This window comes from Pontibacter litorisediminis, from assembly GCF_029360645.1.
GTDB lineage: Bacteria > Bacteroidota > Bacteroidia > Cytophagales > Hymenobacteraceae > Pontibacter > Pontibacter litorisediminis.
Genome location: NZ_JARDUA010000001.1, coordinates 686,305 through 705,516 on the forward strand (window position 1 = coordinate 686,305; position 19,212 = coordinate 705,516).

The 19,212-nt window shown below is 49.2% G+C and carries 13 protein-coding genes; 6 read left to right on the forward strand and 7 right to left on the reverse strand.

Annotated elements, in window-relative coordinates; all coding sequences use genetic code 11:
- Nucleotides 1-210 precede the first annotated feature (210 nt).
- From PXG97_RS03025 to PXG97_RS03040, 4 genes are all read left to right on the forward strand, one after another.
- Nucleotides 211-873, forward strand: a complete 663-nt coding sequence (locus PXG97_RS03025; protein ID WP_276496238.1) for an NADPH-dependent FMN reductase — start codon at nucleotides 211-213, stop codon at nucleotides 871-873.
- A 91-nt stretch (nucleotides 874-964) separates the two neighbouring features.
- Complete coding sequence (locus tag PXG97_RS03030; protein WP_276496239.1) at nucleotides 965-2,665, forward strand: arylsulfatase; 1,701 nt, start codon at nucleotides 965-967, stop codon at nucleotides 2,663-2,665.
- A 12-nt stretch (nucleotides 2,666-2,677) separates the two neighbouring features.
- Complete coding sequence (locus tag PXG97_RS03035) at nucleotides 2,678-3,556, forward strand: bile acid:sodium symporter family protein (protein WP_276496240.1); 879 nt, start codon at nucleotides 2,678-2,680, stop codon at nucleotides 3,554-3,556.
- Between the two features lie 57 nt (nucleotides 3,557-3,613).
- Complete coding sequence (locus PXG97_RS03040) at nucleotides 3,614-5,389, forward strand: SulP family inorganic anion transporter (protein ID WP_276496241.1); 1,776 nt, start codon at nucleotides 3,614-3,616, stop codon at nucleotides 5,387-5,389.
- 498 nt (nucleotides 5,390-5,887) lie between these two features.
- On the opposite strand, the gene PXG97_RS03045 is transcribed toward PXG97_RS03040, so the two are convergent.
- From PXG97_RS03045 to PXG97_RS03060, 4 genes are all read right to left on the reverse strand, one after another.
- Nucleotides 5,888-7,009 (reverse strand): NAD(P)-dependent alcohol dehydrogenase, encoded by a 1,122-nt coding sequence (locus PXG97_RS03045; RefSeq protein ID WP_276496242.1) that lies wholly within the window; start codon nucleotides 7,007-7,009, stop codon nucleotides 5,888-5,890.
- A gap of 290 nt (nucleotides 7,010-7,299) precedes the next feature.
- Nucleotides 7,300-10,890: an ABC transporter permease/M1 family aminopeptidase gene (locus tag PXG97_RS03050; protein WP_276496243.1), complete on the reverse strand. Its 3,591-nt coding sequence runs from the start codon at nucleotides 10,888-10,890 to the stop codon at nucleotides 7,300-7,302.
- Entirely contained in the window at nucleotides 10,887-11,786 is a 900-nt protein-coding gene (locus PXG97_RS03055) for an ABC transporter ATP-binding protein (RefSeq protein WP_276496244.1), read from the reverse strand. The genes PXG97_RS03050 and PXG97_RS03055 overlap by 4 nt, the downstream gene beginning before the upstream one ends.
- Before the next feature lie 858 nt (nucleotides 11,787-12,644).
- Nucleotides 12,645-13,073, reverse strand: coding sequence for an SRPBCC family protein (locus PXG97_RS03060; protein ID WP_276496245.1), 429 nt, complete (start codon nucleotides 13,071-13,073; stop codon nucleotides 12,645-12,647).
- Nucleotides 13,074-13,265: 192 nt separating this feature from the next.
- Here PXG97_RS03060 and PXG97_RS03065 point away from each other — a divergent pair, with 192 nt between their 5' ends.
- Nucleotides 13,266-14,264, forward strand: coding sequence for a GlxA family transcriptional regulator (locus PXG97_RS03065; protein ID WP_276496246.1), 999 nt, complete (start codon nucleotides 13,266-13,268; stop codon nucleotides 14,262-14,264).
- 64 nt (nucleotides 14,265-14,328) lie between these two features.
- Here the strand turns inward: PXG97_RS03065 and PXG97_RS03070 are convergent, their stop codons facing one another.
- Both PXG97_RS03070 and PXG97_RS03075 read right to left on the reverse strand, forming a co-directional pair.
- Entirely contained in the window at nucleotides 14,329-15,117 is a 789-nt protein-coding gene (locus PXG97_RS03070) for an alpha/beta fold hydrolase (protein WP_276496247.1), read from the reverse strand.
- A 784-nt stretch (nucleotides 15,118-15,901) separates the two neighbouring features.
- Nucleotides 15,902-16,189 (reverse strand): DUF983 domain-containing protein, encoded by a 288-nt coding sequence (locus PXG97_RS03075; protein WP_276496248.1) that lies wholly within the window; start codon nucleotides 16,187-16,189, stop codon nucleotides 15,902-15,904.
- Between the two features lie 406 nt (nucleotides 16,190-16,595).
- On the opposite strand from PXG97_RS03075, the gene PXG97_RS03080 reads away from it, so the two are divergent.
- The gene (locus PXG97_RS03080) at nucleotides 16,596-17,474 is read left to right on the forward strand and encodes a helix-turn-helix domain-containing protein (RefSeq protein WP_276496249.1); all 879 of its coding nucleotides are present in this window, start codon (nucleotides 16,596-16,598) and stop codon (nucleotides 17,472-17,474) included.
- 150 nt (nucleotides 17,475-17,624) lie between these two features.
- Here PXG97_RS03080 and PXG97_RS03085 read toward each other — a convergent pair whose 3' ends face one another.
- Nucleotides 17,625-18,578, reverse strand: coding sequence for a hypothetical protein (locus PXG97_RS03085; protein ID WP_276496250.1), 954 nt, complete (start codon nucleotides 18,576-18,578; stop codon nucleotides 17,625-17,627).
- Nucleotides 18,579-19,212: the final 634 nt, after the last annotated feature.

The window sequence follows — 19,212 nt, forward strand, 5'->3', positions numbered from 1 at the left end:
AGCCGCACCATTACCTGTACTGTGGCTTTTGTTATGGGTGACAAATATTTTCTAGCCTGGGATAACGCTGTTCAACTGTGGGAATGACTGTTATCTGAAGTATAACTTTGCGTATGTTATAAAGGCTGTTCAAACCTTGAATGTGGCTGCATATTTCCATTATGCGTAACCCTATAGTATAGATTGATTATGCTTAGAGCAAAAAATAGGATGGGAAAGCAGCAAAATGACACGAAACATGGGCAAACAAGCTTTTTGGTCTTTTCGGCATCTCTCCGGAACGGGTCTCTCAACACAAAACTGGCAAAACTGGCGGCACAGGTTATTCAGGAGCATGGCGGCACCGTTGACTTCGCCAACATGGAAGAGTTTGACTGCCCGACCTTCAACCAGGACCTGGAAATAGACAGTTTTCATCCGGATGGTGCCGAAGAATTCCGGAAACGCATACTAGCTAACGACGCCTTCATCATCTCCTCGCCAGAATATAACGGCTCCATGCCCGGCTTTTTGAAGAATGTGATCGACTGGACATCCCGTTTCCGCCCGCAACCTTTCCACCAGCACCATGCTTTGCTCATGTCCGCCTCCCCGTCTATGGCCGGTGGCAACCGGGGGCTTTGGGCTTTGCGGGTTCCTTTGGAACATCTTGGTACCAGGGTATACCCGGACATGTTCTCCCTGGCGACGGCCCACGAAGCTTTTGACCAGGATGGTAGTCTGAAAGATAAAACATTGGCCAAGAGGTTTGAAGATAACTTAGTTGCCTTTATGAATCTGGTGGAAGCATCCAAGCACTACCCGTGCATCAAAAAGGCTTGGGTAGAGTTTTTGGGAGAGAAGCCTGCAAGGGAAACAGAACGGGTGGAGTAAGCAACGTGTAAAACAAGGGCGTTTGTACAGCTGCTGTGCGATGATGCATAAGGTATGAAAGAAGCAAGCGTGTAATCAAAAGCAAAATTGTATGAGTGATCAACGGCAACCGAACTTCCTGCTCATTGTAGTAGACGATATGGGATACTCCGATAGCCAACCTTTCGGCGGAGAGATCAGCACCCCTAACCTGCAGCAGCTAGCGGAAAACGGTGCCTGCTTCCGGCACTTTCATACCTCTGCCCTCTGCGCCCCTACTCGGGCTATGCTACTTTCGGGCTGCGATAACCACCATGCCGGGCTGGGTAACATGCCTACGGCGCATGCCACCAACCAATACATGCAGCCCGGTTACGAGGGTTACCTGAACCGCGATATTCTCACTCTTCCTGAAATTTTAAAAGAAGCAGGCTACCATACCTACATGGCTGGGAAATGGCACCTGGGGGAACTGGAAGGGTATCGGCCGCACGTCCGTGGCTTTGAACGGACCTTTACGTTTCTGGGCGGCGGGGTCAGCCATTTTCAAGACCAGCGGGCTTTAAGCGAATTCGAGCAGCCGCACACGGAGTATTCTGAAGACGGCGAAACAGTAGGTGAACTGCCTCCTGATTTCTATTCATCAGACTTTTATACCGATAAAATGATGCAATACTTATCGGAGCAGCGTGATGAGAAACCCTTTTTTGCCTACCTGGCATTTACCGCCCCACACGACCCGCTGCAGGTGCCCGATGCATGGCTGGATAAGTATAAAGGTACCTACGATGGCGGCTACGATTCCATACGTGAACAGCGCCTGAAGCGGATGAAGGAACTGGGGCTCGTGCCACATGAGCTAACCCCAAACGAAGGCAGCGGAAAATTCAGGAAGTGGGACGAACTCACAGTGGAAGAGCGAAGAAAAGAGATTCGCACGATGGAAATATACGCCGCCATGATCGAAAACCTGGATTGGAACCTCGGGCGGCTGTTTGACAGGCTGAAGGAACAGGGCAAGTTCGACGACACCATCATCTTCTTTCTTTCTGACAACGGTGCCAATCCCAAAGAACCGTACTTTTATGCACCCAACACCAAAGAGTCGATTGCAGAGGAGTATAACAACAGCCTGGAGAATTACGGCAGGATAAATTCCTTTATTTCTATCGGCGGTGCCTGGGCGGAAGTAGCCAACACGCCCCTGTCATACTTCAAGCTGACCACCTACGAAGGTGGCACGCAAACCCCGCTCATTGTCTCGGGCAGGCGGATGCACAAACGCGGCGTGGTAACAAACGAGTTGCTGCATGTAACCGACTTACTACCCACCATTTTAGATTATGCCAATGTCAGTTACCCAGATACAGATAAAAACCTAAAGCCTCTCTATGGTACTTCTCTCAAGCCATGCCTGCAGGAAGAAACAAAACAGCCTGTGCGGAATAAGTTTGATGTGCTGGGGTTTGAGATAACAGAGTGCAAGGCCATACTCAAGGGAGACTGGAAACTGATCTTCATGCCCCCACCCTATGGCAAAGGCGATGAATGGCATTTGTACAACCTGAAGGAGGACATCAAAGAAGAAAACAATCTGGCCAGCCAGTTTCCTGAGAAGTATGATGAACTGAAAGCAGACTGGAATGCCTATGCCTTGTCGGTCGGGTACATTGAGGCAAATGAGGAAAGAGCGGTAGAGAAACTGGGTTATGAAGAGTTTTACCGTTTTGATCCGAAGCACCGCATGGAAAATAACGTGAAGGCGGAAGGTGCAATGTCAAAGGATACTTCGCCCACGGATCTGGGCGATTAACCATAGCGCACCATGTTTGAGATCATGATTAAAATATCGGGCATCGTCCTGCCAATTTTCGTTTTCCTGACCATGCTAAACGTCGGTCTCACACAAAAGCTACAAGACATTGTAGCCTATCTGAAAGACAAAGGGTTCGGCCTGCGCATGCTACTAGCTAATTTTATACTGGCGCCGTTACTCATGTGGCTGATGCTGCAACTCTTTCCCATTGACCCTTACCTCCACGTTGGCTTAGCCATCTTCAGCATCTGCGCGGGTGCGCCTTTCCTGATAAAACTCACGCAACTATCAGAGCATGACCTGGCCCTTGGCGCCAGTACCATGATCAAATTGGTGCTGGCTACCATCGTTATCGTTCCGCTGGTATTGCCCCAGATTGTGCCACAGGTCGAAATCGATGGCGGGCAAATTGCCTGGACGCTGGTGAAACAGTTGATATTACCCATTGTGCTGGGGCTGTTGCTTGCCAAGGTGTTGCCTAAACTCGCAAGCTTAGTGCAGCCGTGGGTAGCCAGAATCGGTAACTGGGCACTCTATATCATGCTAATTTCTACACTGGTGGGCTACTTCCCTGAATCTAAAAACATACTTGGGGAAGGTGCTATCCTCATTAGTGCCGTGTTTATTTTAGGTGCCTTTGGCATTGGATATCTCCTGGGAGGCCGTAATGATGAAGATCACCTGCAGGACATAGGGGCATTGGGAACGGCACAGCGGAATACGGCCGCCAGCATGATCATTGCTGCTCAAAATTTTTATGATCACCCGGAAGTGTTGGTAATCATTACCATTGCCAGCACCTTAGGAATTGCCATGTTGTTAGGTATTGCTAAATTCTTATCGAAGGATAATAAAGTGAATATTTACTCCTACAGACAAACACCTTAACCGAATATCCGATTGGTTTTATCATGCATGAAAATAGTGAGTTACTGTTGGTAAGCAATGGCTCTTGATCCTGAACATATAAAAGACGGAGACGCTGTGAAGGCTCCGGAAGATACGCTTCCGGGGGAAGTGAAGCTGAAGCGACTAGTGAAAGCCGTCACACGCAGGCTGCCCGAGAGATCTTGGTTTAAGGACGACGCCAATGCAGGGCTGACGGGGGCCATGAACCGGATCCCGGATGGAATGGCCTGTGGCTTGTTGGCGGGTGTGAGCCCCATTATGGGCTTGTTTGCCGCCGCTTGCGGAAGCACTGTAGGCGGTATATTCAACAGTTCCAGGTTGATGGTGGTATCCACAACCAGCGCGTCCGCATTTCTGCTGTATCAACTCACACAAGCCTATCCGCAGGAACAGCGTGCAGAAGCCATCGTTCTGCTGGTGATGCTTTCAGGTGGCATCATGATCCTGATGGGATTATTGAAGCTTGGCAACCTGGTGCGGTTTGTCTCCTATTCGATTATGATAGGCTTTTTGGCTGGTATTTCCATTCTCGCCATCTTAAGCCAGTTGCCCACTGTTTTTGCCATTCCTGCCGAGGGCTCCAACAAGATTCTGCAAACGGTGAACCTGATAGGGAACATCCACCTTGCCAACTGGCATGCGCTGGTAGCGGGCGTGGCCACAATTATCTTTATGCTGCTGCTTCCTAGAACGCCATTGGGCAATAAATCTGCTATTGTGGCCATTGCCATCCCGTCACTCTTTATATTTTTTATGAATTGGTCTGACGTAGAAGTGGTGAGGGATTTAGGTGAGATTCCCAACGGGCTGCCCCCAATGCGCCTGCCTGACCTCTCGCTGCTGCAGCCGTCACTTTTCAGCGGAGCGCTCTCACTGGCTTTGATCATCCTTATCCAGGCAGCTGGTGTTAGTCAGAGTGTCCCTAACCCGGATGGCTCACGCTCTGATACCTCTAAAGATTTTATCAGTCAGGGCGTCGCCAACATGTCCTCCGGCTTAATCGGTGGAATTGGCGTAGGAGGATCGCTGGGTGCCACTTCTATCAACATCGTCTCGGGGGCCAGAAGCAGGTGGGCCAGTATTTTCTCCGGCTTGCTGGTGCTACTGCTCGTTATGCTGTTGCCAGCACTGGTGGGGAATGTCGCTATGCCGGTTCTGGCCGCAATGATGATATTTGCCATGGCAAACTCGCTCAGTATAGAAGAGAACAAACAAGTATGGAACGCCGGATGGCCCCCCAGAATCGGCCTTGTCTGTACCTTCCTCATTACCTTGTTCCTGCCGGTGCAATACGCAGTCCTGATCGGCGTGCTCCTCTCTTTTATTCTTTACTTCTTCACGTCCTCCCGGTTGGTAAAGCTTCAGAGAAGGCGGCTTTTAAGCGATGGCCGGTTTGAGGAAACGGACCTGCCTGCAGAGCTTGAAAATGAAGCGATACATGTTTTTGCGGTGGAGGGTGATCTGCATTTTGCAGGAGCAAGAATGCTGGGAAACCAATGGCCACAACTGCCCCCGCAAACCCGGCGTCCGGTCATCATCCTGGAGCTGCGGGGCCGGAACAACATTGGTGCGACGCTTACGGAGGTAATTGAGAGCTTTTATAACAAAATCAAAAAGGCGGAAGGCAGGTTTTACATCACAGAGTTAGGCGAAAACAGCTATGCAGCTTTCCGCACACAGGTTGACACTGAGGTACTAAATGGAATATTTATAAGGAAGAAAGAAGCCATTATTGGAAAGAGTACGCGACAAGCTGTTTTAGAGGCAGAAGACTGGCTTAAAAATGGCGCCCCCTCAGAGTCTGATAAATAAAGCATGGTATTTACTATATTTCTAGAGCCAAGGGGAACACTTGAAAGGCAGCCAACTTATCCGGCAGGATGTTGCTTCGCCTAGTCCACTGCTCGCACGGGTGATGGCGATTACTTCTATGTTATTCATACTTTGAATGTAGTGGTGATTTATTCTAATTTGATACAGTCCCTTTCAGAATGGCTGCATTTGGGATACTTTGCGAAAAGAGAAATGCAGCTTACACTACGACTGCTTTTTATATAGTATAAATCCTTATGAAACAACCAGGTAGCTATTTGTACCAATAGATGTTACCATACTTTGGCCTACCAAAAGAAAGCCGCTCCACGTTAAATGGAGCGGCTTATTTAATACAATTAATTTTCTCTTCGGCTGGTATCATGCTGCCGCGCCTCCTCAGGCGGCAACCAGCGTTAAACAACAGACTTACAGCATTGTTCCAGCCAATCTATCCCCTCTTCCGGATGGTTTTGAACCTGCTATAACTACCCCTTTTTAGGCAGTTTTTTCCTGTTCGGCATTTCTATTTTTCAGAGACGCCATGTCAATTACAAAGCGGTACTTTACATCTCCTTTCAATAAACGCTCATAGGCCTCATTAATCTGCTGCATCTCAATCATCTCAATGTCAGAAACGATATTGTGTTTGCCACAGAAATCAAGCATTTCCTGCGTCTCGGCAATGCCGCCGATCAACGAGCCGGCAAAGCTTCTGCGGAAAGGAATAAGGCTGAAGGCTGCCACCGGAAGCGGGTTTTCGGGCGCACCTACCAGTACCAGCGAGCCATCTACGCGTAACAGGCTCAGGTAGGCGTTGATGTCATGCTGTGCCGAAACAGCGTCTAGCACAAAGTGCAGCTTACCAGTATACTTGGCCATTTGCTCTGCGTCTTTAGACAGCACCACATCATCCGCACCAAGGCGTTTGGCATCTTCCACCTTAGAAGGAGAAGTGGTAAACACGATCACGTCTGCCCCCATGGCCTTGGCAATCTTCACCGCCATATGCCCTAGCCCTCCAAGGCCGACAACACCTACTTTCTGGCCGGGCCCCACGTTCCATTTCTTTAGTGGTGAGTATGTGGTGATGCCAGCACATAGCAAAGGTGCCGTAGCGGCCAGGTCCAGGTTATCAGGCACACGCAGAACAAATTCTTCCTTCACCACAATGCTCTCGGAGTACCCGCCATAAGTATACCCGCCCAGGTGTGTATCAGGAGAGTTATAGGTCCCGGTGTTGCCTTCCTGGCAATACTGTTCCAGGCCCTCCTTACAGTAGTCGCACTCCTGGCAACTGTCCACCATACAGCCCACCGCCGCCAGGTCTCCCACTTTGAACTTGGTTACATCGTTACCGACCCTTGTCACCTTACCCACTATCTCATGACCGGGCACACACGGATACACTGTGCTGTGCCATTCATTTCTGGCTGTATGAAGGTCAGAGTGGCAAACCCCGCAGTATAGTATCTCAATCTCTACATCAAGTGGTGTGGGGTTCCTCCTCTGGATGTTTAATTGTTCCAGAGCTGCGTCTGCTGCTTCAGTGCCAAATGCTTTCACTTCTTTCGCTTTCACGGGAATGGCCCCCTCTGCTGTTGCTTTTACTGTTTCCATGTTGAAATTTAACTTTAGTAAATTAAGCTATATGCTTCCCCATTTTAAATGTTTCGTAAAAATTGATAATTGCAACAGCAATCTCTGGATTTGGAGTTTGTGTTTTACTACTTCAGCCTGTTCTACAACTATTCATTTATAGTGTGTTTTAATATAACGTACCTCAGGTTAAGACGGAAAAAATGGCCGCCGCACTTTGTGAAGGGCTTCTTTCCTGTTGTAAAAGTTGGATAGGACCATACCTGGCAACAAGGATGAAAGTCTGTTACGGCACGCGGAATTATAGTTTACTACCCGTCTAGTTGCATCATGTTATCATCCAGCCTCAGGTCGATCATCAGGTGGTTCGGATCAATACCACCACGGTCAGGCTTTTGCGGCACACTCACTTTTATGGTTTGTTCGCCAGACCGGATACGGTGCATCTGAAGGTAGAGTGGCTCGTTTAACCCTTTGCCTTCCCCATAAACGCCGACTTCCAGCCAATCATTCATCGGCACATCTCTCTCTGAGCCAGTACTGTCCACCACCACCTTCTGAGCCTGCACCTTCAACGTTACCAGCCAGTCGCCTGCTTTTGTTTGCTCCACTGCCATTTGCTTTGTCTTGAGGCGCCAATACGTGTTCTTCATAAACAGGTCTTGTAACAGGTAATGCAAGGAGTCCGGGATAACCTTTTCTAGCTCCTGGTATAGATCCAACGTGGTGGGCAGGGGTATCTCTCCTGAAGTCCGTTTCTGAAGCAGCTGCCGAAGCGCGCCATTTACCTTTTCCTTTCCAACGTACGTACTCAGGGCATGCAGGGCGAGTCCACCCTTTCGGTAGTATAAAAAGTCTTCGTTTGCCCTGATCAAGGACGCTGTTGCGAGGGAGCGTGGCATTTCATAGGAGGAATGCAGGTAGTCTATGTATTGGCGCATATGACTGTCCCCATAAGTTTCTTCCAGCACCTGCATCCCGGAGTATACCGCAAGCCCTTCAATCAAAACGCCGGCTCCTTCCACATTTGCAGGGGTTAACCGAGCCATTCCCCACCACTGGTGCCCCACTTCATGCGCCAGAATATAATACGGAAGGTCAAATCCATCCGGACTGTCATCGGGAGCCATTAGGGCATACTGTTCTCCGTAGTAGACGATGCTTCCATCCGCACTCGCGCCACCCCCCGAGCCCGCGCGCTCCACCACCGTGAAATGCTTGTAAGGGTAAGGCCCAAACTGCTCTGTAAAGTATGCCAGTGAAGCTTTTACGCTCCGAAGCATGCGGTCAATATTCTGGGCATGCTCCGGATAATAGTAAATCTGGATGGCTACGTCGTTCCACTTGCTTTTCTGCACCGCATACTTCCCAGATAAAACGACAAACTCCCCTCCGATAGGAGTATCTGTTTTGTAGTGGAAGTAGCGGCGACCGCCTTTTGTCCAGGTACGGAGCAAAGCACCCGGCGCAACGGCTATCTCCTCCTTTGCCGTGCCTACAATGGCTTCAAAAGTGTTTTGATCTGTACCGAACGGCTTTTGGCGCGCCGCCTCATCGTAGAGCGAAGGTATGGCAGGTCGCGCGGCAAGCTTATACTTTTTCCGAAGGACGGTATCGTTGATTTCCCTGTAACGCTGATAGCCAATGGAAGGGAGCAGGTCATAGTTTGTGAAGGAGGTGCCGTTCTCCACCACCAACGCGTTCGTGCCGTTGTATTGGAAGCCACGCTGTTGGTGGTGCACCACAAATTTTAGCTGCAGCGAATCTCCTGGCTGCAGTGGTTGCTCCAGCGCATAAATGTAGTGGCTAAGTTCTTCATCCAACAACACGCCGGCCGCTGGCTGACTAAAGACCACTTCTGCAGGCACTACGCCCGAAACACTACCTAAATGGATAGAGTCTATGGCTACTGTTTGCTGGTTCACTAAGGTATAAGCTGCCCGTATTTCCGCTTGCTGCCGGTTGGGATAAATCTCAACGTGCAGCTTGGTCGCCGTGAGCTGAGGTTGCGGGGTGTTGCTGTACTGGCCGTAGCGCCGCTCGTATTCCGCCTTCCGTTCAAGTATATCGGCTGCAGTCTGATACTCGTTAAGTCCATTGGTGTTATAGAAAATAAAGCTTCCCAAAGTAAGGAGCAGCCCTGTACCAAGTATGGCAACCCAGGTGGTGGAGGGTGTGAAACGGCGCGGCACTACCTTTAGTCGGTAATTCATACCTTGCTCTCTTCCCCGTGCCCAAAACAGCCGCGCCACAACCGCCAGCAGTAAAGCCCAGGCAGCCCAGTACAGCTTAAACCACAGCCACGGCCCAAGAGTTGGTCCGAAGCCACGCATATCGGTGTACCACCATCCCGGGTCTGCTCCAAAAATGAGCATGTTGTGCTCCACCCGGAATGTGGAAGGATAGGCCATAAAGCTGAATACAAGTAGCACCAGCAGGTAGCCAATGTGTTTTTGATTGACCAGGACGTGCACCACAAGGGCAAGCAGCGCGAAGAGCAGGTAGTCTATGAGCTGAATCCCGAAGAGAACCTGCAAGTACAGGCTAAGATCAATATTACTATATCCCAGCCTTGCCTGCATCCCAATACCGCCTGCCAGCAGCAGTGCCATCCATACCACGATGATTAAACTTAACCCCAGAAACTTGCCTGTTAACAGGCCCCATTCCGGTACGGGCATGGCATCTGTTATATCACTTAGGCCTGCCTCTCGCTCCTGCCATACAAGCTCCCCACTGAAGTACAGGATGAGTAGCGGAATGACAACCCAAGGTGTACTGATGTTGCTGACCGGCGCAGTCAGGTAATCTATCACCTGCGGGGTAGTGGGGAGCAGCGGGATCCCAAACTGAGTCATGATTCTGTCGCTGAATACAGCTGAGAGCAAGGCAATAGCACCCACCAACGAAAACCCAAACGGGTGCCTGGCTACCTTCCTGAAAGATGCCCGTGCAATCGTAAGCGTCTGAAAGAAATAAGTGGCAAAGCCGAAGTGTCGCTGCACCTGCGGCACCTGAATGGCGGCAGCTCTAACTATGGTCGTTTCAGCAGTGGGGCTGGCCTGTGCTGTTGACCGCCGCATAAAGCGAACCATCCAGCTGTTGGTGGCAGGGTGAGTAAAGCTGAAGCGGAGATAGGTAAACCACAATAATCCAGCGCTCACGCTAACCCACAAGACGCGATTCAGCAGAAACATACCTTCCAGGGTTATAAGCCGGGTATTTTTATCAGTTGGCGTCCAGGTTTGCAGCTCGTTGCCTATTATACCGGAGACACCTATCGGGTCCAGTAATTTAACCAGGTCCCAGTTTCCGAAAAGTTTTGCAACCGTGATGGCCACAACCTGAGCGACAAGTGCAAGTAACAAACTAGCCAGATAACTGGCCATCACCTGGCGGCTGAGCACAGCAAAGGTAAACTGTAGCGCCGTTGCTGTAAAAGCAGTCGGTAATAAGATCAGGAAGTAAACATTCAGATAAGCCGAAGGCATGAATGGGCCAAATTCATCGGTATTCATTCCCGGCATGTAGAAGAAGATCAGCACACCAAGCGGCAAAGAGAGTAGCAGCAGTGCATTTACCGCAAAGGCTGCCAAAAATCGCCCACCCAGGTAGTCAAGCTTTGTAACCGGGGTGATGTATGTAAGGGAATGCATCCGCGTCTGCACGTCCCGTGCTGCTGCTTCCCCAGCAATGGCAGCGGCCATTACCAACCAGATAAAGCTGCCAATTACCGTAATTGCCGTGATGTGAAATGTATTGTTCACATACACTCCGTCGCCAGGTGTGATAAGCAGGTCCATCATTAATGTGAAACCGAGAAGGACTGCTAAATAGAGCCAGGTAGAGATGCGCCCTATCAGGTAGACGAACTCAAAGCGAAAAATCTTCCAAAGCTTCATAGGGCAACTTCCGGTTTATGGTTTCCAGTATGCCCTGCCATGGTGGTAAAGTACACATCTTCCAGATCAGGGGTCACTGGTTCAAAACCATTGCCCGGATCTTCTTCGCTGTAGATATGGACTACAGTTCGTCCGCTGAGCAGTTTGGTAGAAATGATCTGATGCTCCTGCTCCAACGCTGGCAGCTTGCTTTTCTCCACAATGCGGCGCCAGATCATCCCATGCAGTTCCTGTACTGCTTTCAAAGGTTCCCCTTCCTGCAGAATTCGCCCCTTGTTTATGATGGCCATTCGGGTGCACAGCTCGCTTACATCCTCTACTATGTGGGTAGATAGAATCACCACACTGTTCTCTCCTAACTCGCTCAGCAAATTGAGAAAACGTACTCTCTCTGCCGGATCAAGACCTGCCGTTGGCTCATCCACGATCATCAGCTTCGGATTTCCCAACAAGGCCACTGCCACGCCGAAACGTTGCTTCATGCCCCCCGAGAAGCTGCCGAGTTTCTGCCTGCGCTTCTCCCAAAGGTTAGTTTGTTTCAGTAAGGCTTCTACCACTTCTCTTCTGGAAGCCCGGTTGGTGATGCCCTTGAGTACGGCGAAGTAATCGAGCAAATCCTCTGCTTTTGCTTTTGGGTAGAGCCCGAACTCCTGCGGCAGGTAGCCCAGTGTCTGGCGCACCTGGTCCTGCTGTTTCAGTACATCTATATCATCAAGATGGATACTGCCGCTGTCTGGTTCCTGCAGTGTGGCCAAGATGCGCATCAGCGTAGACTTGCCAGCCCCGTTTGGCCCCAACAGGCCATACATGCCATTGGGAACATGGAGCGTGACACCCCGGAGCGCCTGAACCCCATTGGGGTATGTTTTGGTGATGTTGGTAATTTGCAGTGTCATAGTTTTATTTTGTTAGCTGTGTTTTTTTCGGGGCTGCCTCTGAGGTGCAAAGGCCTAGACAAAGAAGCACTCATATATCCATGTTATTGGGAGCGATGTGCTCTCCAACAGTTGTGACATAAAAGCTAAATTAGTGATGTTAAATTAACACATAGTACTATGCAATACAAGCTATTATATAAACTATACGACATAAGCAGATTTTTTGTCTACAAACCGGTTAATATTAATCATGAAGGCGTTTGGGTTTATTTCAGGCTCCTCTTACTTGCTGCAGCGGCTAGAACTATGCCGTTGGTGATCAGAAAAAGAGTTGCCTTGCTGCGACTGTTGTAAGGACAAGGCTTTTAAGAGTTTCAGCCCAGAATTCCTGGTGCGCAAAACTATGTGAAGGTATATCACTAGCACTTACCGCAGGAGAAGGCTACAAGCAGAAAAGCAACCAGGCTACCGTTGCGTTTGCGCTTCTCTTCCAGTACTGCTTCCAAACGATTTTCAAGCCTACGCGGCGGGTGAGAAACCAGCCCTGTGGCTGTGCTATAGTAGGTTTGAAAAGTTACTGGTAGTCGGTAAACACGATTGGGCAAATTGCCGCCATATAGAAGCTATGTATGGCATTGCATGAAGTAAGTCTGGAGCGCTTCGGTTTGATAGCTGGATTTAGTTTGAAAAGGCAGTGTAGGGTTCATGCCCTCTTCTACTCATCAACTAGCCCTGACTACGCTACCAAAGCACCTAAATTGCTCTGGAAAATGTTCGGCAACTATTCCATGGGCCCAGTAAAAAGGCCTTTAGCGTTAGCTGAAGGCCTTTTTATGTAGTGTAGCTGTTACTTTCTCACTCGTTTTCATGTCCCCTTTACAGTCTCTGCTGGTTGGCTTCGGCATACTTTTTAAAGTTTTCCAGGATGGCCTGCCAACCGTTTTGCTGTAGTTCCAGCGGAAGCGTGTCTTCTGCTTCAAAGGTCTCCACAATGTCAGTGGCAGTGTCATTTCCCCGGAAAGTGATGCTCACCTTTCGGCCGTCAGGCATAACGTACTCCACCAGTTCTTGGTCCTTTAAGGAAGTATAAACGCCCTCAAAATCAAAGCACATACTTCCATCTTTGGCTGACATTGTAGTTTTAAACTCCCCGCCTTCCCGTAAATCATTTTCCGCATGCGGGGCATGCCAGTCATCCGAAGCAAAGGCCCAGTTGGTAATATGCTGTGGTTCATTCCAGCAGGCCCATACTTTTGCTACCGGTGCGTTAACAGTCGTTTCTACGGTAATAGTAGTTTTTTCCATGGTTTTCATATTCATCTATTCTGGTGGTTTTCTGTTGAGTTGATGCAGTTCATACTTGTGATTCACATTGTTTTACCGCTCCTCCATTCATACTTTCAACATAACAAATTAAACAAGTTTATTTGATAAACAGGCTGTGCAAAAACGACAAATAGAGGGTGATCTGCGTCAGCAAATCCGTATATTGGATGTATGAAAAGTGTGTCGATCTTAGTCCCCGAGTCTTCTGTTTTGCAGGCCATTGCGGATCCGCGTTACCTGTTCGCTGCCGTTAACCAGTTTCTGACTGCAGCAGGTAAAGCTCCCCTCTTCCATGTGCAGCTTGTCGGGTTTACAAGTGAGATCGAGTTAAACCACGGCACCTTTACGGTGCATGCTGACAAGGAGCTGAAAGATGTGCCTCAAACAGATTTGGTTATCATACCTGCGTTGGCTGGCGATATGGCTTCCGCTGTGGCTGCAAACCAAAACCTTGTTCCCTGGATTGTGGCGCAGTACCATAGAGGGGCCGAGGTGGCCTCGCTTTGTGTGGGTGCTTTCCTGCTGGCTTCTACAGGCTTGCTGGCAGGCAAGAAATGCTCTACCCACTGGGGTTTCATCAACGAGTTCAGGCAGATGTTTCCGGATGTGGAGGTAGTGGACGGAAGCATTGTGACGGAAGAAAACCGGCTGTACTCCAGTGGCGGGGCCAATTCTTACTGGAACCTGCTGCTCCACCTGGTGGAGAAGTATACCGACCGCGAAACAGCTATACTGGCCTCCAAATACTTTGCTATAGACATAGACCGTAACAGTCAGGCGGCATTTGCTTTGTTTCAGGGCCAGAAAGCTCACCACGATGCCGCCGTCAGAGCGGCACAAAAGTATATCGAGAACAATTACAGCGATAAGCTGACAGTAGACCAGCTGGCAGAGAAAGTAGCCATAGGCCGGCGCAGCTTTGAACGCCGGTTTCTTAAGGCCACCAACAACACAGTGCTGGAGTACATGCAGCGCATAAGGATCGAAGCTGCTAAGCGAAGTTTAGAAACCAGCAGCAAGAACATAAACGAGGTGATGTTTGATGTGGGCTATACCGATACCAAAGCTTTCCGCACAATCTTCAAGAGAATTACTGGGCTTACGCCAATCGAGTACCGTAACAAGTATAGCAAGCGAGCCCTACAGCAAGCGCACCTAGCCATTCCTTAGACTGGATCAACAGGCTCAGTAAAAACAGCTTTCTTTATCAGAGGCTGCATTTCCTATGGTCTGCTTAAGCATCCAACAGCTGTTTGATAAACGCTGATGCTCTGCTAATCACCAGCTCCGGGCATTGCCTGTGGGGCGTATGTCCCACCCCAGGGATGATATACTTTTCTGCCCTGCCACTAACCTGTTTCACTGTCCTCTCTACCTGTTCCACCGTGCCATACTCATCTAAAGAGCCCTGGACAAACAGAAGAGGACAGCTAATGCCCGGCAAGAAATGCTCGATGTTCCAGTTTCTATAATCGCCCCGTGTCCAGGTTTCTGTCCAGGCCCTGAAGATAGCCTCCACCTTATCGCCGTGGTATCTTTTCAGCCGCTCAGATAGGTTGGTTGTTCTGTAAGATTCCACCGCCTGGTTAACTCCCTCTAGTGTGACATCCTCCACAAAGATATGAGCGGCTTCGCATACCACAGCTTTAACACGCTTTGGGTACTTGCTTGCCGCAATCAAGGCGATAGAGCCGCCGTCGCTGTGCCCAAACAGAATGGCATCCTCAATATTTAAAGTTTTGAGCAGATCGTTCAGCACTGCTGCCTCTAATTCCAGGTAATTGGTAGGCCTTTCATGCGTGGGCATCGGGTCGGATTTGCCGTAGCCTAAGCGATCATAGGCCAGCACATTGCAATCTGTTGCCTCCGCAAGCTTCTGTGGCAGGTCGCGCCAAAGCTGCACGCACCCCAGGGAATCATGCAGAAAGACAATGGTCGGGCAAAACGCACACTGCCTCCGGTACTCCACATAAAGCCCCTGGCCGTTCACGTCTGTTATTGTACTGATCTCCTCCTGTAACATAAATGGTATTTATACTTATTACTCTGCCGTTTCCCTTGCTGATCTGGTTGAACACTACACCTCTGCAAGACCCCTATACCTGAATAAGGTTAAATGGCTCCTCTAGATGGAACAAAGTACAGAAAACAACCGCGTTAGCACATGCAGCTTGGCCCCTCCTCCACAGCTTAACCCATCGCAAAGCAATGATCTCCTGTAAAGCACCCGCAATTTAAGCTTCATCTATACCTTCAAACTATTCCAATGGTGTAAATTGGCAATTGTCATCATCCTGAATGGCGTGATAAGGGGCCAGATCCAGAGAAATTATTCAGAAAATGGGAGGCTATGAAGCAAGGTGCAAGGAAGCGGTGAGTATAGGCTATAACACTATTGAAGTGTTTGCCACAATTTGCCATGCTAGGCGGATGCACAGAGGTAGGCACAGCGGGCGTATTGTATTATTTACACTCTCCTGCTAGCCCGGAAAATTAGCTTCCCCAAAAGGGCAGCGGCCAAAGCCGTTATGGAAGGCTCAGGTAATCAGCACTGGCGCGGAGTGAGCAAATCGGCAAAGGAGTGCCTGGAGTTAGGGCATAAGTAGCAAAAGCAGGCCCTGATGACTTTAGATAGATTTAGCTGCTCTTGCTACTATACATGTTCCTTTCTTTTGGCGAAACAAAGTATAAGAGCACCTCGGCGTCCCTATCCAGGCAGCTCATACTTGTACAAAGGCCATCAACGCTGTGGAAGGCCTTTGTACAAGTAAAAAATGCTTCATGGTGCTTTGCGGCAACCTTATATGCTAATGAGCTTTTTTAGGGATCTGGCTGCAGGGCCCTTCATACCGGATAAAGATATTGATCCATAGCACCCGGGATAGCCTAAAAATAAGCGGCAAGAAGCCGACTACAACCACGGCAACGACAGCTATCATCATCGCCATAGTTAGCTCCTCCACAAACTGATACAGGATAAACATGGATACCAGGAAGATCGCCACATTTATGGCAAAGCTGACATACATCGCCCCATAATAATAGCCTACCTCCTGCTCCAGATCCTGCCCGCAGCAAGGGCAAACTTTGTTCATATCTGCGAATTTTGTGCTATACGTTGGTGTGGAGAACATGTCACCTTCACGGCACCTAGGGCACTTCATAGCAAGGATACCATACACCATTGACTTTCGCTCACTCATGTTTCTTGTTTGCTTTTATCTATATCACAAAGATACAAGGTTGATTCGGCTTCTTCACGGGACAAAAAGTCCGTTTGATTGGACTTTTTACCCGCATGTACCGTCTGCCTACGCGCTAGCAAGATATGGCGGCCCCTTCTCTACGCCTACATATCATGCTTCTCATTTACCACCAAACACAGCAAGGGCATTGGCCGGACGCTTACGTAGCATTAACTTACCAAATAACGGTTTGTTTTTCTTCATTAATTTTCCGCTTCTTTACAACCTCTACATTTCACGAGTTCTTAGCTAAGCTATGTCAAAGCAACATTTACCCCTTTATCAGATCCAGGATTTTAATGCCCTGGCGCATAAAGAAAGGTATTTTTATGCCAGCTCCCTGGCGGCTCACCTGCAGGAACACCTGTTTACCCAGCAACCGCACAAGCACACTTTTTATATTATCCTCTTCATCACCCAGGGCAGCGGCACACACACCATAGACTTCAAGAAATATGAGGTAAAGCCCAACATGTTCTTCTTCATGGTGCCGGGCCAGGTGCACAGCTGGGTGCTTTCCGAAGATGCGGATGGGTTTGTGGTTTTCTTTACGCCGGAGTTTTACCTAAAGGAGTTTTCACACAAAAAACTGTTTGACTACCCCTTTTTCAATCCATTGCTCAACCACCCTGTGCTAACTGTATCTGAAGAGGAAACACATGGCCTTGCGCTCACCTTTCAGGCACTTCAGAAGGAATATGCGGGAAATGAGTTGATGAGAAACCAGATGTTAAGCCGGCACCTGGACATCCTTCTGATAAGCCTAACACGCCTCCAACAAACCAAGGGAACAAAAGCAGAAGTAAAAGGTGGAGAGCTGTCGCTTTTACAGAACTTTGAAGACCTGGTGGAGCAGCACTATAAAGCGCATTTGCCTGTTACTTTTTATGCTGAACAACTGCATGTAACCACCAGGCATTTAAAAGAGATATGCAAGGGGGCTTTGGGAAAAACCACCAACGAGCTAGTGCAGGACCGCCTGTCTCTGGAGGCGCAAAGGCTATTGGTTCACTCAGAACTCACAGCCTCACAAATTGCGGCAGAACTAGGATACTTCGATGCCGCTTATTTCTTCCGCTTTTTTAAAAAGCACACCGGCCTTACACCAGAACAGTTCCGCAACCTAAACAGGTAATCATTCTCTTTCCCAAAGCCAATAGATTTGCGCTTATACAGGTAGGGCAAGTAGAAAACCAGTGCCCTCCGTTTCTGTAGCCTTGAAGCGAAATAGCTTCATAAACTCGTCGCCCTTTCGTGGGCTACACCTGTTTTTAGGTAGCTACGGTTACTGTGCATGCGCCATAGTTTCCTGCAGCCATTCCAGGGCCTCGCTTTCGGTTAAGAAGTAGCTGGACAAGTAGGTTGGAACGGCTCCTTTTATTTTACAGCCCACGGCCTCTGTTGCCATCTGCTGAAGCCAGTCGAAAGAAGGTATGATCGCCATGCGTGTTAGCCTGCTCTTGGCCAGAATCTCTATACTTACGTTCGTCAACCAGGCCTGATCTTCGAGAGACGGAATCCCCAGGCGCCTGTTATCCACCAGTAAGCGCTCCAGCTTGTGTGCCATCAACGCTCTACCGGCCAGCAGAACCCCATACCGGTACTCCCTGCTTTGTACCGGCCTCAGCCATCTGAGAGTCAACAGGCTGCTCTGCTTCTCCTTCGAAAGTTGCAGGAAACCAGTCAGGCGTAACACTTCATGCCCAGCAACATCCTGTACAGCCTCAGTTTTTACGGCAGGACTGCTGTCGATAACCTCTAGCGGAGGCAAAGCCTGCAGCAGGGCGCGCAAAGCTTTTGGCTTGCTGCTCATGGGCACAGACATAAAATCTTCTGGCACGGCGTCGGCATTGGGCTTGTCTTCTAATACCCAGGCCTGTGCTTTCTCCACGGTTCCAAAAACGTTTGTTTTATAAGGGAGCGCCTCGGTGTCCTCCACCACCCGTGCGTAGGCTGACCACTGCCGGGCGTCGCCGGAGAGTACTCTTGCGCTGCGGCAAAGGGATGTGTTATGGAGTGCCTGCTTCAGAAACACAGATGTGCAGTGCTGATCCTCCTCCGACGGCACCCCTACTTTCGAGAGATCGATTACCGTGTATTGAACACGCAGTTTAGCAATAGAAAGCGCGATAAACCGAATGCCTTGCCTATACTCCTCACTAGAGACCGGACGCAGCCAGTCTGCCAGCAAGTATTTTCTGGATGGGCTATAAAGTAGCGACAGAAAACCTTCACTCATAGCAATTAAATGGGATTTACTGAAATGAAATATACTGATCCGGCTAAAAGATCTGATGCTTGCCTGTAGCGATTACCCACAGGTCTCATAAACTGAAGCGGCGATAGTCTAGGTCTGCCTTCAACACCAACAAAGTGGCACCCGAGCGGCGAGAGGAGCTAACTACTCCTGGACCTTTTCTTACAATTATTTAGAGCAGTTCCTGGTTTAAACGTAGGTGTCTTCTCTGGATACATGCGCTTGTATTTCATGAGTATGCCCTTGTTAACATATGGTCTTTTATGCTCAAGTGTATCTGTACCCAAGGCTGTCGCCGCTTGATTACAACCGACCAACCAATATAAAAGACGCTGAGTTCAAGGGACTTATCGCCTACGAAGCAGTTTTTTAAGCCAATGTCACTGTACATAGTACCTTCGCCATCCACTTGAACAGCTTCACCCTCTAAAAGATGCTGTTCAACACAAAAACAGCAAACTCATAACTTTTTGATAAACAACAGGTTTCTTCCTTTCTAAGAAGCAAAATACAGCAATATAATTGTTAGCATGCAGCGCGGCGCCGTTACCGGTGCACTACCTGAGGCAAGGCCGTAAACTGCTGCCCTGGCGATGTAACCAAGCTAAAGAGGTTT

What these genes read in the sequence shown, in the direction of transcription:
- PXG97_RS03025 (WP_276496238.1), top strand. Translation starts at nt 211, where the DNA reads ATGGGAAAGCAGCAAAATGACACGAAACATGGGCAAACAAGCTTTTTG.
- PXG97_RS03030 (WP_276496239.1), top strand. Translation starts at nt 965, where the DNA reads ATGAGTGATCAACGGCAACCGAACTTCCTGCTCATTGTAGTAGACGAT.
- PXG97_RS03035 (WP_276496240.1), top strand. Translation starts at nt 2,678, where the DNA reads ATGTTTGAGATCATGATTAAAATATCGGGCATCGTCCTGCCAATTTTC.
- PXG97_RS03040 (WP_276496241.1), top strand. Translation starts at nt 3,614, where the DNA reads ATGGCTCTTGATCCTGAACATATAAAAGACGGAGACGCTGTGAAGGCT.
- PXG97_RS03045 (WP_276496242.1), bottom strand. Translation starts at nt 7,009, where the DNA reads ATGGAAACAGTAAAAGCAACAGCAGAGGGGGCCATTCCCGTGAAAGCG.
- PXG97_RS03050 (WP_276496243.1), bottom strand. Translation starts at nt 10,890, where the DNA reads ATGAAGCTTTGGAAGATTTTTCGCTTTGAGTTCGTCTACCTGATAGGG.
- PXG97_RS03055 (WP_276496244.1), bottom strand. Translation starts at nt 11,786, where the DNA reads ATGACACTGCAAATTACCAACATCACCAAAACATACCCCAATGGGGTT.
- PXG97_RS03060 (WP_276496245.1), bottom strand. Translation starts at nt 13,073, where the DNA reads ATGGAAAAAACTACTATTACCGTAGAAACGACTGTTAACGCACCGGTA.
- PXG97_RS03065 (WP_276496246.1), top strand. Translation starts at nt 13,266, where the DNA reads ATGAAAAGTGTGTCGATCTTAGTCCCCGAGTCTTCTGTTTTGCAGGCC.
- PXG97_RS03070 (WP_276496247.1), bottom strand. Translation starts at nt 15,117, where the DNA reads ATGTTACAGGAGGAGATCAGTACAATAACAGACGTGAACGGCCAGGGG.
- PXG97_RS03075 (WP_276496248.1), bottom strand. Translation starts at nt 16,189, where the DNA reads ATGAACAAAGTTTGCCCTTGCTGCGGGCAGGATCTGGAGCAGGAGGTA.
- PXG97_RS03080 (WP_276496249.1), top strand. Translation starts at nt 16,596, where the DNA reads ATGTCAAAGCAACATTTACCCCTTTATCAGATCCAGGATTTTAATGCC.
- PXG97_RS03085 (WP_276496250.1), bottom strand. Translation starts at nt 18,578, where the DNA reads ATGAGTGAAGGTTTTCTGTCGCTACTTTATAGCCCATCCAGAAAATAC.